Raw genomic sequence first — 14,444 nt, forward strand, 5'->3', positions numbered from 1 at the left:
AATTTTATTTTTTACTGTTGTTTAAATTTCTTAGCGTGGTGATCGGCACCAATAAATAGGTACATCGCCGGCACCACAAAGAGCGTGAACAAAGTACCGATCGATAGGCCTGTGAAGATCACAATGCCCATTGATTTACGCCCTGCAGCACCAGCTCCCGAGGCGATCACCAAAGGCAGTACACCCAGCACCATTGCAGCAGTTGTCATCAGAATGGGGCGCAAACGTACGCTGCTTGCCTCCACAATCGCATCAAGCTTGCTGCGTCCAGCCTCTTGAAGTTCATTGGCAAATTCCACTATCAAAATACCATGCTTACTAATTAATCCCATGAGCGTGACTAGGCCGACTTGGGTATAGACGTTCAAGGTAGTGAATCCCAAATTAATAAAGATCAAGGCACCGAATAAAGCCAGTGGCACTGAAACCAAAATCACAATCGGGTCACGGAAGCTCTCAAACTGCGCAGCAAGCACCAAGAACACAATCAAGATTGCAAAGAACATGGTGACCAAGAAACCACCAGACTCCGCCATAAATTGGCGTGAAGGACCTGCGTAGTCCATGGTGTAACCATTTGGCGCAACCTCTTTCAAGGTCTGACGCATGTACTCCAATAAATCTGCTTGAGAAATAAATGGCGTGCTCACACCAGAAATTGTTGCTGAATTCAATTGCTGGAAGTGATTAATCGATTGCGGAACCACCCTTTGTTTAATCGTTGCAATAGTGCGCGCTTGAACCATTGCGCCACTTGGAGTGCGAATGTAATAGTCCAAAATTTGATCAGGATTCAAGCGATCAACCTGCTTCACTTGTGGAATCACACGATAAGATCGTCCAGCTACTGAGAAGTAATTAACGTATCCACCCCCCAATGCTGCAGAGAGTGCTGCGCCAACTTGTTGCTGAGTCATGCCTAATGCTGCTACTTTTTCCCGATCAATCTCCAAGACGTCTTGTGGCTTATCAATCTTTAGATCGGAGTCTACGAAGAAGAAATTGCCACTACGACGCGCTTTATCAAGGACCGCTTGGGAGACTTCGTTTAACGCGGCATAAGACTCTGTAGTATTGATGACCACTTGCACTGGCAAGCCTTGCGCGCCAGGTAAGGCTGGGAACTGGAAAGCTGCAACGCGTGCACCTGCAATGCTATTCCACTTTTGCTGCATATCTTCCTGGAACTTGGTTGCATTACGGCTCCGCTCACCCCAATCTTTAAGCAAGATACCGCCAAAACTTGATGTTGGACTCGTAATCTGAAACGCTTGTTCGTATTCTGGCTCTGCAGCAGCAATCGCATAGATTTGATCCGCATAAGTTTGCATTTGTGTGACCGTACTATTTGGAGGTCCAGATGCTTGCATCAAGACAATTCCTTGGTCCTCCGTTGGCGCCAACTCGGCACGCGCAGTTGCATACAAATAAGCAACGCCGCCTAATAAAATGACGCCCATCACGATGATGACTTGCCAAGTACTTAGCAAATCACGCAAAGTAGTCTGATAACTGTGATGTACCTTATCAAAAATACGATCAATCTTTTGCACAAATGGTGAAGCCTCTTGCTCTTCGGTGAAGATGCGCGAGCACATCATTGGAGAGAGTGTTAATGCAATCAATCCAGAAACTGCTACCGCACTTGCCAAAGTAAAGGCGAATTCCGTAAATAGCGCTCCCGTTAGCCCACCCTGGAAGCCAATTGGGATATACACCGCAATCAGCACTACTGTCATTGCCAAAATTGGCCCGCCTAATTCACGGGCAGCAATTAGAGAGGCCTCTAACGGCGACTTACCCTCTTTCATATGGCGGTCAACGTTTTCCACCACAATGATGGCATCGTCCACGACCAATCCAATCGCCAATACCAGTGCCAATAAGGTTAGTAAGTTAATTGAATAACCCAGAACCTGCATTAGGAAAAAAGTGCCAATCAATGACAAAGGCATTGCAATCACTGGAACGGCAACGGCACGAGCGCTACCTAAGAACAGATAAATCACCACCGTCACAATGACCAAAGCTTCCAGCAAGGTAGATACCACCTCATCAATAGAGCTAGTAATAAATTTAGTGGAGTCATACACAATCTTGCCAGTCATACCAATTGGCAATTGCTTTTGAATATCAGGAACAACATCGCGTACACGTTGCGCTACATCTAATAGATTGGCTTGAGGTGCAACCTTAATTGCAATGAATACCGACTTCTTGCCACTAAAGGCAACGTTCGTGTTGTAGTCCTCAGATCCTAAAGTGACAGTAGCTACTTGATCTAAGTAGACAATATTCACGCCATCTTTTTTAATGACTAATTTACGAAACTCATCAAGCGTATGCAAGTCAGTACCGGCAACCAAGTCAACCGACACCATCTCACCTTTAGTGCTGCCAACTGCAGAAAGGTAATTGTTGGCTGACATGGCGCTATAGACATCATCAGCTCCCACTCCCAGACCAGCCATCTTTTCGCGATCTAACCAAGCACGTAAGGCGAATTTTCTGCCGCCAGTAATTTCAGCGTTTTGCACGCCCTCAACTGAGTCTAATTTTGGCTTTACAACGCGCAATAAGTAATCGGTAATAGCATTGTTGGGGATTTCATCACTATAGAAACCCATATACATCGCTGCAGTAGATTGACCTACCTGCACAGTCAAAATGGGTTGCTGCGCTTGAGGCGGCAATTGATTCTTCACTGCGCTAATTTGAGTCTGTATCTGCGTTAAAGCTGCGTTTGAATCGTAGTTCAACTTCAGCGTTGCAACAATCGTCGAGACTCCGCTCACGCTAGCTGATGACAAGTAATCAATGCCTTGCGCCTGGGCTATAGAAGCCTCTAGTGGCTGGGTAATAAAACCTGCAATGGTTTCTGGATCGGCACCATAGTAAGCAGTGGTGATTGTCACAATCGCATTTTGCGTTTGTGGATATTGGTTTACTGGCAAAGAACCAATTGCCTTCAAGCCAAAGATCAATACTAGCGCGCTCACCACCATGGAGAGCACTGGTCGGCGGATGAATATGTCAGTCCAATTCATCTGCTATTTATTCCTGCGGCTTTGGATCAGGTGAGTTTGCTGGCTGCACCTTGTTATTAATAATCAATGGTGTGCCGTTCTTCAACTTCAGCTGGCCACTAGTAACAACTGTCGCGCCCTCATCAACACCTTTGAGAATAGCCACCTGATCGCCACGGGTAGATCCAGTAGTCACAAATACCTGTTGCGCCTCAAGAGCAGGATTACCTTGTTTGTCTTTTTTACCAGTTGGCTTAGCAATAAAAACAGTCGAGCCATACGGGTTGTATGTAACTGCCGTCTGAGGCAAGGTTAAATACTTCACTTGATCACCAAGCTTGATATTTACATTGGCGAACATGCCAGGAAGAATTTTCTTATCCGGATTCGCAAGTTGTGCCTCAACCTGAATATTGCGAGTATTGGTATCCACCTTCGGACTTATCGCTGTAATCTTGCCAGCAAAGCTCGCATCTTTGAATGCATCGGTTGTAACAATAACTTCTTGTCCAACCTGAATAAGCTCGGCATTATTTTGCGGTAAGTTGAAATCTACAAAAATAGGATCTAAGGTTTGTAGTGTTAATAACTTATCACCAGGGTTTACATACTGCCCTGGATTAATCGACACAATACCTACGCGACCACTAAATGGTGCTTTGAGGTTTTTCTTCGCTACCAGAGCCGTTTGCTGCTCGACCTGCGCTTGTTTGGATTTGGAATCAGCAGCGCTCGTATCAAATACGTTCTTACTAATTGCCTGGATCGCCAACTGCTGTCTATCACGCTCATTAATTACCTTGGCTAGATCAGCCATTGCTTTTAAAGAATTTAGCTGCGCAACATCAGACGCATCATTTAACTTGATGAGGAGTTCGCCTTCTTTAACATCTTGCCCAGACTTTACGGGAACCGTTTGTACGAGGCCTCCAAGTTCTGTACTAAGCTCAACACCTCTAAATGCACGTACATTACCGACGCTAGTTAACTTAGGCTGCCATTCGGAAGTGGCGACCACCATTGTGGAGACTGTTGCAGGAGGCAAGCCCATACCCGCAATGAAATGCTTAATTAAGGAAGTCTTGAGTTGATTAAAGGCAAAGATCAAGCCTAATAATAAAAATACGCCGCAGAGCATGATGGTCATGCGACGCTGCAATGGCTCCATTGCCATTAACTTTGCGTGAGCTCTAGTACCGCGCCATTTTTGACCCATGCGAGCCCAAAAAGCTTTTGCTTTTTCCCAGAGGGCAATCACTCGCTCGCGCAATTTCCATTCAATCGCTTTGCGCTGCATCCATGCCCACACGGCAAGCACTAAAGCGACGAGCTTATTCTTAATTTTTTCCAGAAGTTTCATTTTGATCTTTGTTCGCTATGTCTTTTGGTTTAAAGGCAGGGCCTTCACGATTCCACCAGCCGCCGCCCAATGCTGCAAATAAAGCCGCTGTATCAGAAAAACGAGTAGCTTGTGCTGCAACTGATTTCACTTTGGCTTGCTGATACTGATTTTGGTAATAGAGCACAGCCAAATAACTTGCTGTACCCAACTTATATTGCTGCTGCACTAGATCTAAAGTTTCGTATGCATAGCGCTCTGCATCTGATGCGGCCTTAAGCGCTTGAGCACCTGTCTCGAGTGCGCGCAATGCATTGGCTACTTCTTGAAATGCATTTAATACGGTTGCCTGGTATTGAAAAGCAGCTTGCTCATAGTTTGCAATCGCACCACGACGCTGTGCCAATAGTTGCCCACCCTGAAACAAAGGCTGCAAGATACCGCCACCCAAAGTCCATAAAGCAGAGTTAGGTCCAAACAGTCCATTTGAAGTTAATGCAGCTGCACCGATCGATCCCGTGATATTAAATTGTGGCAATAAGTTTGCCGTGGCAACGCCCACAAAAGCGTTCTGCGCTTTAAGCTGAGCCTCTGCGGCACGCACATCAGGGCGCTGACGCACCAAGCTGGAAGGCACGGATAAGGGTAGCTTCTCTGGCAAATGCAAATTAGCCAAATCAAACTTGGCAACATTGGCGTTGCTTGGAATCTCTCCTACCAGTACCGCCAATTGATTGCGCGCAAAGGCAAGATTCCGTTCGTAGTTAAATAAATCTACTTGAGAGTTTGAAACCAATGTGCGTTGTGATGTGACATCTACTTTAGAAACCGTACCAATAACCAACTGCTTCTCAGTTACCTCAGCGAGATTGGTTTGCGCTTTCAGAATTTCTTCAGTAGCCTGCATCTGCGCACGTAGTGCCGCTTCTTTCACTGCGCTAGTTACCACATTGGCTGTTAATGACAGATAGGCACCCTCTAACTGAAACTGCGCAATCTCTGCTTGTGCACGAGCGCCTTCAACCGCTCTTCGTGCACCACCAAAGACATCTAATTTATACGTCACATTGACCGTAGCGTTATAGAGGTTGTATGTATCAGTACCGTAGTTCATGCCATATACGGCTGACGGTTGTTTTTGTCTTATGGTATTTGCACCAACGCCAATTGCCGGAAAGTATTGACCGCCAATTTGTGCATTGACATTTTCTTGGGCAGCACGCAATGCTGCATCAGCAGCACCTAAGTTCGGATTTTGCTCAAGCGCTCTTTTAATCAGGGCATCAAGCTCAGGAGATTTATAAAGCTCCCACCATTGCGCTTCAATATCAGCACCCTCAACAAATTCTTGATCAGTGCCGCCCGGAACTCCAGGAGCGGTAGTCAATTTCTTAGATAAGGGGGTTTCTGTATAAGACGAGGTCTTGGGTGCTTCGGGTTGCTTAAAGTCTGGGCCAACAGCGCACGCAGAAAGTGCGCCTGCACAAATCAGCACAAGCAAATGCAAACGGGAAAGTGGGTGTATCGACAAAAACATGGGTTGCAACAAATATCCTCTTTTACAAGAGTTATTTGAACACATAAATGCAATCAGGGCTCCGTAAAGCCCTGATTTATCTAATGAATTTTGTTCACAACTTTAGGTGAATGTCAAACGGATGAAAATTTATTCGACCGTAACGTCCGAGTTCTGAACGGGGGTCACTAGTTTGCTCCACCGAGGATCTTTTTTTTTGATCCTGACGCCAGCCTCTTTACCCCCTTTAACCAATGTATATCCTTTTGACTTCTGCTTAGGGTCTTTATATCGGATTCCGTCATTCACTATTGGCAAGTGGAAATGAGCAGTTAGCTGGTGTTCGTTTACCTCTGGAAGATACATAACAACAATCTTTTCAATCAGACCATTCAGATAGATTTTCTTATCTTCGTCACTTAATTTATCAATTTCGATCAATTCCTCGCCAAACCTAGCGACCCAATCAACCCACTTCTTGTTTGTAGTATTCCCGAGTAGTTCCATTTGGGTATTAGTTAACTCAGTCTCAATAACGACAATCTTTTCTTTAACCCGTTGAACTCCAAATTCATAAACCTTCTTGGTAATTTCCTTCAAGCGGAAATTCGCCTCTAAGCCCCCTTGAGCTTCTTGAGCCTGAGCTAACTCTTTTTGAAGTTTCTTAATTTTCACTTCTAGGGCTTTAATTTCTGCCTCTGATCGAATCGAGCCAACTCCCTGTTCCTTGAGAATTCTTCTTTTCACATCCTCTTTTAATAGACTGGATTTAGAGTGGATCTTTCCAACCAATTCCCATACCAAAGCATCTGTTTCTGGAATATTTAAAGAACGAGCCATTCCACAACCTGTACCCCTAGCCCAAGGTGTTTTAGTTCCACCTTCTTTAGCCCAAGCTCTTTCTTTATTGGGGCAGTAATAAAGATTCTCGTTTTTACTTTCTTTGGATCTAGCTCCAAACGGACGCCCACAATGTCCACAGAACATTAAATCCCGCAACAAATAAAACTTCTTCGTTCTATTCTTTTGTGGTGTTCTAGCTATCTCTCTTTTCTTTAACTGCTGAACTGACTTCCAAGTAGGCTCATCAAGTATGGCAGGGCAACTTATTTTTACAACTGTTCCACTCTTGTTATCGGTGTATTGATACTTTCCGATGTAGTGGGTATTTTTGATTAAAGCCTGAAGTGATCCAATAGTCCATAAGCCCTTCGCTCGCCTTGGAATTACACCCTTTGAATCAAGTAATCGCTTTACATCCGCAGTACTCTTTCCAGCAAGACTATCAGCAAAGATCTTTTTCACCCACTTAGCCTCGGAAGATTCAACGACTAATCTCTTGTCTACTATCTTGTATCCAAAAGGCGCTGGACCACCGTGCCAATAACCAGCCTTAACCTTGCTAATTTTTCCAAGCCTTGATCTTTCTGCTCTGGCAGCATTATCAAATTGCGCAAGGGCATCTAACATCTGCTTTAGCAATTTATCAGTTGGATTTGATAAATTAAACTGCCCATCTTTTGTATAAACAGTAACTTGATTTTTATCGCAGATGTATCTGAAACTTGAAGCTACAAAATCGTTTCTTGATAAACGGGATTGGTCATAGACCCATAGATGTTTAACTTCACCATTAACGATTGAGTCATATAACGCAGATAGAACGGGTCTATCTTTAATATCCTCGTGGTGAGAGCTTTTCCCACCCTCATCCCAATGTTTATATCCGAGCTTTAATTCCTTGGATCTTTTTATTCCTAAGGCTAGTTGAGTGTCTAGGGACGTACCCTTATCTCTTTGGGCAACAGTAGAAACCCGAGTGTAGATATGAAGTATCTTTTTCGGATCCTTTTCAGTTGTCGCCTTTTTAATCATCGTTAATTTTTATTGGTAATTGTTTTGAACTAGTTTATTGTTATATTGACTTCATAACAATTAATTTGATATGCCTAAATTTACTCATAAGTTGACGCCAGAAATCATTGCCGAATTTTCATATTCTGGTTTACTGGATATGAAGCAAAGGGCTATCAGTAATGACCATAAAGATGTTTTAGAGTGGTGTGATTTCGAATTATCGAAGCGCCCAGTCCCAGCTCCAGTTGATCCTAGTGCTAGAAAACCTCGAGCCTCGGGTACAAGAAAGAATGGTCGAGCCCCTTCCATAGTTGCCGCTGAAAAAGAACTTAACTCACAACTTGAAAAGCTTGGGCGCTCTCTTTTAGAGCAGTATGACTTATCTAAAGAAACCGCTAGAAACCTGTCTAAAGGGTCTAAATTTAGAGCGCATTCGTTCCTTTCTAAAACAGGTAAGGCAAAAGTTGGAGGCGCAAAAAGAAAAGGTCGGGTTGCTGTTAATTGTTTTATTTCATACCGCTTAAAAACAGATATCTTTGGGCTTGCTGGAGTGCTTGAGCACAACCAACCTGCCGAAGAAATGTCTTTTATGGTTTTGGCACCAAAGGAGTACGTAAACCATTTCGTCTCTAGGGCTGAGTTACTACCTAGCCTCGAAGAAACTGATGAAATTGGTCTTGTCCACGGTGGAGAGAGTTTCAACAATTTTGATGATGCCGCAGCACTATTCATATCAATCATTGATCGAGTAGCGCCAAAAAAGGGTTAGTTCGCCAAGCATTCAGCCACCAAACAAAATCCATTAAGAACTGCCTCCTCAGCGCAGACTAGAGGCATTGTCTCGGCATACCTCTTACCCTCATAGATATTCAACATTGGCTTAAATAGCTGTTTCACGACACCAGTTCCATTTGGAATTCCTGTCCGACTATCTGAAACTAACTTGATTCCGAATTCATTAACCGTAACAGTACATTTTTCATTGCCAGCCCTGTAGAAGCCTTTGTAGCCAGCTTCTACCTCAATTTTTTTAGTAAACGGTGAGAGATTCATTGCTCCCCCTAAACCAGCGTTGAGACAGTTGAATGAGACATATGAATACCGTACTCCTTCCCTAGCCAGCAAGAAATTCTCCTAAGGCTCATTCCCCTACGCTTCATATCTTTCATCGACTGAATGATTAACTGCTCGTCAGGATTCTTTTCTAATTTTTCATCAACCACCCTGTAGCCGAAACGAGTAAAGCCTCCAAGAAACTTTCCTTCGGACTTTTGAACCTGCTTCACCTCCCTGATTCGTGTAGCTATACGCTCACGCTCAAAAGTAGCGAAGGCTGAAAGGATCGTGAAGATAACAGAGCCAATCCCGTCATTAGTCACATCCCCACCAAGATCAATAAAGTGGACTGAAATACCCCGTTGCTTTAATTCGTGAAGGGTATTGAGCGCATTTCTAGTGTTTCTGAATGCCCTATCTAGTTTTGAAAATATTAGGATGTCGCCTGATGTGAGTTGATTAAAGAGCTTAGAGCCCTCCGGACGCCTTTCAAACTCTAGGCTCCCACTCACACCTTTTTCTGTAATGAAGTTCTCTGGCGGAATTTCGAAGCCTTTTAGAACTGAATATGACTGAATTTGCCTTAGCTGAGTCTCTAGGCTTTCGCCCTCGTTCGCCTGTTGAAGGGTGCTAACTCGTACATAGCCGTAAATTCCCATAAATCCCCCTAAGTGTATGATTTATATGATAATTTTACTTTTTTAGTGAATTAAAGTAAAGCTAAATCAAGGACTTAGGGTCAAATTCGTAAGACTTGTCTTGAGGCGTAATTTACGGTCGTTCGACTCGCTACAGCGAGCCTTACGAACTCAAAGCTATTTCACCTCATCCAATTTAGGAAGCGAATTAATAATCTTGACGCTTTCAATGCTGACTCTCACTAAACGCTTAATCAAATTGAGAATGTATTCAGGATCTTCGGCTTCCAGACACCACTCGTTAGGATTGTTAGTAATTCCAGAATCCTTATCAAGAGAAACTTGATAACGCTCCATTACCCACTCAAGAGCCGACTTACCATTCACGACGTACTCGTAAGCCTCTAGTGGTATGCCGCCTAATTTAATCCGATTGTTATAGATGATCGTTGTCCTATCTTCCTTGCCGTTTACCTTGGGAAAATGTACTTTGGTGATCTCAAATAGCTTAGAGTCGCCCAAGCCAATTTCCCCATCCTGAATTAAATCGTATGGCTCAACTGACTCGTAATTTACGTGCCAATTAGACAACTCTCTGCCAGCCTTGCTAAATACCCAAAAATCCTTCGCCAACGGAATTCTAGGCAACATCTTTTTCAAATCTGAATCAAATCTCTTTTTATATTCAGGGGAGTGGAATATACCGTAAACGTAATAAAAAATGTCTTCCTTGGTAATTGACTTACCTTTGCTACTTTCATAAGCTTTGCGAAATTTTTCCAACGTCAAATCAGATATATTTTCATTTCTCGTATAGCCCCCAAACCTGTCTTTCTCTACCTTTACGGCAAATAAATCTTCTGAATGAGATTCTTCTTCTACCTTTTCATAAGTAAATAATGGGAAGGATTGAGCGCCAGCATCCTGAAGATTTAAATCAGGTAATTTGTTTACCATTAGGGCTGTAAATGGTCTTCTAGCTCCTGTATTAGGTACGCATATAGCCAAGTTCTCAAGCTCATTGTTAGGGAATATCTTTGGCATCTGATAAACCATTTCGTTGAACGTTCTATCAAAATACATATTCAACTTACAAAATGGTCTGTAAACAGACTTCACTAAAGCATCCTTACGATACGAGTGCGCCGTGTATCTACCTAAAGTATTCTTAATTGCCCTAGTCCAACTAATTTTCTTAGGGTCTGTGTCAATAAATTTTTCAACAATTTTTTGACGCTCTATTGCGCTAGGGAATTTATCTTTTTCTGTTGCTTTTTTGAATTCTGTTACTTGCTCATTATAAAAATCGATCATCGATTTCATATTTGAGGACAATTTTTTTGAAGAAAAGTTATAAGCCCAAGAATCTCTATTTGTAACCACGCCTAGTGAATAATTATTAAAAATTGACTCCTCGCTGGTATCACTCTTGTTGCCAATAGAAATGAACTTAGAAAAAGCAGGGTCTCTCTGATTAATCCAATCGTGACTATCATTTGGATTCAGCCTATCCCACTTTAGACCGTCTATTGAAATAGCACTTGAAATCTTCTCTAATTTTTCAGCTCTATTTAATGAATCCCCAATGTCGTGGTAATAAATTTCACAAGGACTTTGTTGCTCGGGATTTTTTACAAAGATGAATACTGCCACGCCCGTCATAATGTCGAATACGTTTTGACCTTCTTTTTTAGCCAACTCCTTAGACATCCCACGAATTCCACCACGAAGGTTGAACACGTAAATGCTAGAAAATTCATCGGAAAGAGACGCTCTAAACCCATCCATAGAATTTTTATCAATAAAAGAATTATTTGTCACATAACAAATAATTCCCTTATCTTTAATTCTGTCAGTAGCCCATCTGATTGCCCGAATATAACTGTCGTACAGGTTCATCAAAAGACCAGCATTTGACTTCTCTGCGTATGTCTCCCTAATGCGCTGGTCTAAATAATCGTACTTAAGATTCTTATTGCCCTCATTTTCGCTATCCTGTCCAGCCGAATACGGGGGATTCCCAATTACAACTTGAATAGGCGTTTCAGTAAGTTTTTTTACACGCTTATTATTTTCGGGGAACATAACTTCCTCGAGATCACTCTTAGATTCACCGATTTGAAATGTATCCGCAAGAACCATTCCATCAAATGGAACATACTTACGGTTAACACTAAGATCGTGATACGTTTCTTCAATATTAATTGCCGCAATGTAATAAGCAAGCAACACAATCTCATTTGCGTGTAAGTCATTGAGATACTTGTATTCAAGATCTTCCGGCTTAATATGCCCACTTTGAAGTAGGCGAACCATAAATGTTCCCGTGCCAGTAAATGGATCTAGGATATGAACGTTTCTATCAGTTAGATTTAACCCAAACTCTTTTTTTAGGGCTACGTCTGCGCTATTAATTATAAAATCAACAACTTCGATTGGCGTGTAGACAATTCCGAGCCTATCAGCCATCCCAGGAAAAGCTAGATTAAAGAACTTATCGTAAAGCTCCTTAATGATTGTCTGTTTAGCGGCTGCGTTATCAATCCCAACAACTTTTCTTCTTACGCTGTCATAGAATTCATCGAGTTTTTTCTGATCTTTCTCGAACGTTCGATCTTCCAGCAAATCAATCATTTTTTTGAACGACTTGGAGACTGGGTTATTTTTAGCAAACTCATAACCCTCAAACAAGGCATCAAATACAGGCTTTGTTATTAAATGCTGCGCAAGCATTTCGATCGCATCTTTTTCGGTAACTGATGGATTAAGATTTTTTCTTAGCCCCTTAACAAATTGCTCAAATGCCTTTTGGTGTTCTTGATCTGAGCCACGCAATAACAACTTAATACGATCAATATGACTCTCGGCAATCTCCGAAACATCTTTAGCCCAGTTTTCCCAATAGTCCCTTGATCCACACTTCTTGGCGATCTTTCCAAGGATAGCGTTTTGCCAAGTTTCAGCCGTGGGTAGGTCTAATTTTAATTGCGTGACCGATGGAGCGGCAATATCTGGCTTTTTATTTGGATCTGTTTTTTTGTCTTGAGGCTCTTTACCAGCACCTTTGCCTTCACCAATAATGGTTACATCAATTTGATCTGGTTTATTGACGTTGAACTTAATCTTATTAACCGTTGCTTCAAACCGATCATCGTGGGCACGTAGAGCCTGACATACGTCCCATACAACTTTGTAGCGCTTGTTATCATTTAATGCCTTTTCAGGATCAACATCAGCAGGGATGGAAATAGGGATGATGATGTATCCATATTGCTTTCCCTCTGCCTTACGCATAGCTCTACCGACAGACTGAACTACGTCGACCATCGAATTTCTTGGGTTTAAAAATAAAACCGCATCAAGAGTAGGAACATCAACGCCTTCAGATAGACACTTGGCATTTGAAAGGATTCGGCAAACATTACCCTCTTGCGATGTATCAGCCTTTAACCACTTTAATTTTGCTTGGCGCTCTAGAGAGCTCATCTTTCCATCAACGTGATCAACTTCACATTCAAGCAGATCGCCTTCCTGACCTGACTGCTCTACGAACTGCTTAACAGTTTTAGAGAATAAATCTTTGAAGTTCTTACTATCCTTGATTGATCTTGAGAAAGCTACAGCCCTTCTCATTGGGTTACCTTCGTTATGCCCTTCAATTAACTTCTTTGAGAGCCCATTCCAGCAACCGATAATTTTTATTTCATCATCATCAATTTGGAGCTCATTATCCTGTTGAAGAAACTTACTTGCGTACGCTTCTTCAACACCAAGAACCATTACCTTGTAATCTGATAACAAGCCCTTTTCAACCGCCTCACCAAATCCTAATCTATGAAACTCGGTTCCATATAACGCTTCGTTATCCATAGAAAATACTTCAGCATCTTCTTGATTAGCCTTGGAAACCATACTGTCAGCATAGATCTTAGGCGTAGCTGTCATATAAAGACGACGCTTAGCTTTTAATAAATCGCCATTATGAATTCGAGTGAAATGACTATCCTCTCTATCAGACAAAGTTACACCAGTTGTTCTATGCGCTTCATCACAAACGACTAGATCAAATTCTGGAAGTCCTTTTTCTTGGGCATCAATTACCACTTGAATAGATTGATACGTACAGAAAATGACGTTCAATTTATTGGGCTGAAACTCTACTGAAGCCACCTTTGCCAGAATCTCGGGATCAGTTGTTGGTGGGCAAGCTAAATCATAAGTGTGAATGTCATCGCTTTCTTCAGCCCTGATAGAAATATCTGAACAAACAATAATGCTACTGACGGGAATATTAGCTTGATTAATCCACTCATTAAAGGTCTGACTCACCAATGAAATAGATGGGGCTAAGAATAAAATAGTCCCGCCAATTTCCTCGGCTATTTTTAAACTTGTAAATGTCTTACCCGTTCCGCAAGCCATTATTAGCTTGCCCCGCTCGCCTGATTTGAATCCCTTAATTACGTTCTCTAGGGCTTTCTTCTGATGCTCTCTTATTCCATTTTTTCTGCGCTGTGGAGCAGTAAATGAATCTGTATTGAATTGCTCCCAGTCAATAGAGCCACTCTCCATATCGTCGGTAGTCATCCGATTAATTGGAATTTTCTGATTCTTTAGAGCGTCTTCAGCGTGCTTTGTCCAGTTATCTGTTGTAGCGAAGATTAGACGGCTTGTATAAATCTCTTTGCCTGATGCTGTGAAGAAGCTATCGATGTTTGATTTATCGACAGTTGTTTTATCGCCATAGAACTTACATTGAACAGCGCAGTAGCCTTCCGAGTACTTTTCTTTTGCTACTAGGTCAATTCCCGTGTCTACCTTACCCTCATTTCCGGGAAATTTATTCCAAATCCAAACATCAGAAAATCTATCGGAAAACCTTGTATCGTTTTCTAGGAAGAATTTTGTAAGTCGCTCGAACTTGTCACCTTTATCACGCTCATTTTTGGCTGTTTTACGATAATGCTCAAGTAGCTCTTGAAGTGCTGACATATTGAATTAATCCTGCTTAT

8 protein-coding genes are annotated in these 14,444 nt (G+C 42.3%); 1 reads left to right on the plus strand and 7 read right to left on the minus strand.

Annotation, left to right across the window (positions count from 1 at the left end):
- Nucleotides 1-11: 11 nt before the first annotated feature.
- The 4 genes from AOC21_RS09565 to AOC21_RS09580 all read right to left on the minus strand — a co-directional run bounded on the left by AOC21_RS09565 (nt 12) and on the right by AOC21_RS09580 (nt 7,756).
- Nucleotides 12-3,047, minus strand: coding sequence for an efflux RND transporter permease subunit (locus tag AOC21_RS09565; protein ID WP_215391749.1), 3,036 nt, complete (start codon nt 3,045-3,047; stop codon nt 12-14).
- Between the two features lie 7 nt (nt 3,048-3,054).
- Nucleotides 3,055-4,194, minus strand: a complete 1,140-nt coding sequence (locus AOC21_RS09570) for an efflux RND transporter periplasmic adaptor subunit (RefSeq protein WP_215392808.1) — start codon at nt 4,192-4,194, stop codon at nt 3,055-3,057.
- Between the two features lie 169 nt (nt 4,195-4,363).
- Nucleotides 4,364-5,902 carry an efflux transporter outer membrane subunit gene (locus AOC21_RS09575; RefSeq protein WP_215391750.1) on the minus strand — a complete coding sequence of 513 codons (1,539 nt, stop codon included), beginning with the start codon at nt 5,900-5,902 and terminating at the stop codon, nt 4,364-4,366.
- Nucleotides 5,903-6,031: 129 nt separating this feature from the next.
- Nucleotides 6,032-7,756: a recombinase family protein gene (locus AOC21_RS09580; RefSeq protein ID WP_215391751.1), complete on the minus strand. Its 1,725-nt coding sequence runs from the start codon at nt 7,754-7,756 to the stop codon at nt 6,032-6,034.
- Between the two features lie 70 nt (nt 7,757-7,826).
- On the opposite strand from AOC21_RS09580, the gene AOC21_RS09585 reads away from it, so the two are divergent.
- Entirely contained in the window at nt 7,827-8,507 is a 681-nt protein-coding gene (locus tag AOC21_RS09585; protein ID WP_215391752.1) for a hypothetical protein, read from the plus strand.
- On the opposite strand, the gene AOC21_RS09590 is transcribed toward AOC21_RS09585, so the two are convergent.
- From AOC21_RS09590 to AOC21_RS09600, 3 genes are all read right to left on the minus strand, one after another.
- On the minus strand, nt 8,504-8,791 hold the full coding sequence (locus AOC21_RS09590; protein ID WP_215391753.1) for a hypothetical protein: 288 nt from the start codon (nt 8,789-8,791) through the stop codon (nt 8,504-8,506). The genes AOC21_RS09585 and AOC21_RS09590 overlap by 4 nt on opposite strands.
- An 8-nt stretch (nt 8,792-8,799) precedes the next feature.
- Nucleotides 8,800-9,453 (minus strand): recombinase family protein, encoded by a 654-nt coding sequence (locus tag AOC21_RS09595; RefSeq protein ID WP_215391754.1) that lies wholly within the window; start codon nt 9,451-9,453, stop codon nt 8,800-8,802.
- Between the two features lie 156 nt (nt 9,454-9,609).
- The gene (locus AOC21_RS09600; RefSeq protein ID WP_215391755.1) at nt 9,610-14,424 is read right to left on the minus strand and encodes a type ISP restriction/modification enzyme; all 4,815 of its coding nucleotides are present in this window, start codon (nt 14,422-14,424) and stop codon (nt 9,610-9,612) included.
- Between the last annotated feature and the right edge of the window lie 20 nt (nt 14,425-14,444).

The sequence above is a fragment of the Polynucleobacter sp. VK25 genome, from assembly GCF_018687355.1.
Classification (GTDB): Bacteria; Pseudomonadota; Gammaproteobacteria; order Burkholderiales; family Burkholderiaceae; genus Polynucleobacter.

Coding starts and splice junctions, on each gene's coding strand:
- AOC21_RS09570 (WP_215392808.1), bottom strand. CDS start 4,194: ATGGAGCCATTGCAGCGTCGCATGACCATCATGCTCTGCGGCGTATTT.
- AOC21_RS09590 (WP_215391753.1), bottom strand. CDS start 8,791: ATGAATCTCTCACCGTTTACTAAAAAAATTGAGGTAGAAGCTGGCTAC.
- AOC21_RS09585 (WP_215391752.1), top strand. CDS start 7,827: ATGCCTAAATTTACTCATAAGTTGACGCCAGAAATCATTGCCGAATTT.
- AOC21_RS09600 (WP_215391755.1), bottom strand. CDS start 14,424: ATGTCAGCACTTCAAGAGCTACTTGAGCATTATCGTAAAACAGCCAAA.
- AOC21_RS09595 (WP_215391754.1), bottom strand. CDS start 9,453: ATGGGAATTTACGGCTATGTACGAGTTAGCACCCTTCAACAGGCGAAC.
- AOC21_RS09575 (WP_215391750.1), bottom strand. CDS start 5,902: ATGTTTTTGTCGATACACCCACTTTCCCGTTTGCATTTGCTTGTGCTG.
- AOC21_RS09580 (WP_215391751.1), bottom strand. CDS start 7,756: ATGATTAAAAAGGCGACAACTGAAAAGGATCCGAAAAAGATACTTCAT.
- AOC21_RS09565 (WP_215391749.1), bottom strand. CDS start 3,047: ATGAATTGGACTGACATATTCATCCGCCGACCAGTGCTCTCCATGGTG.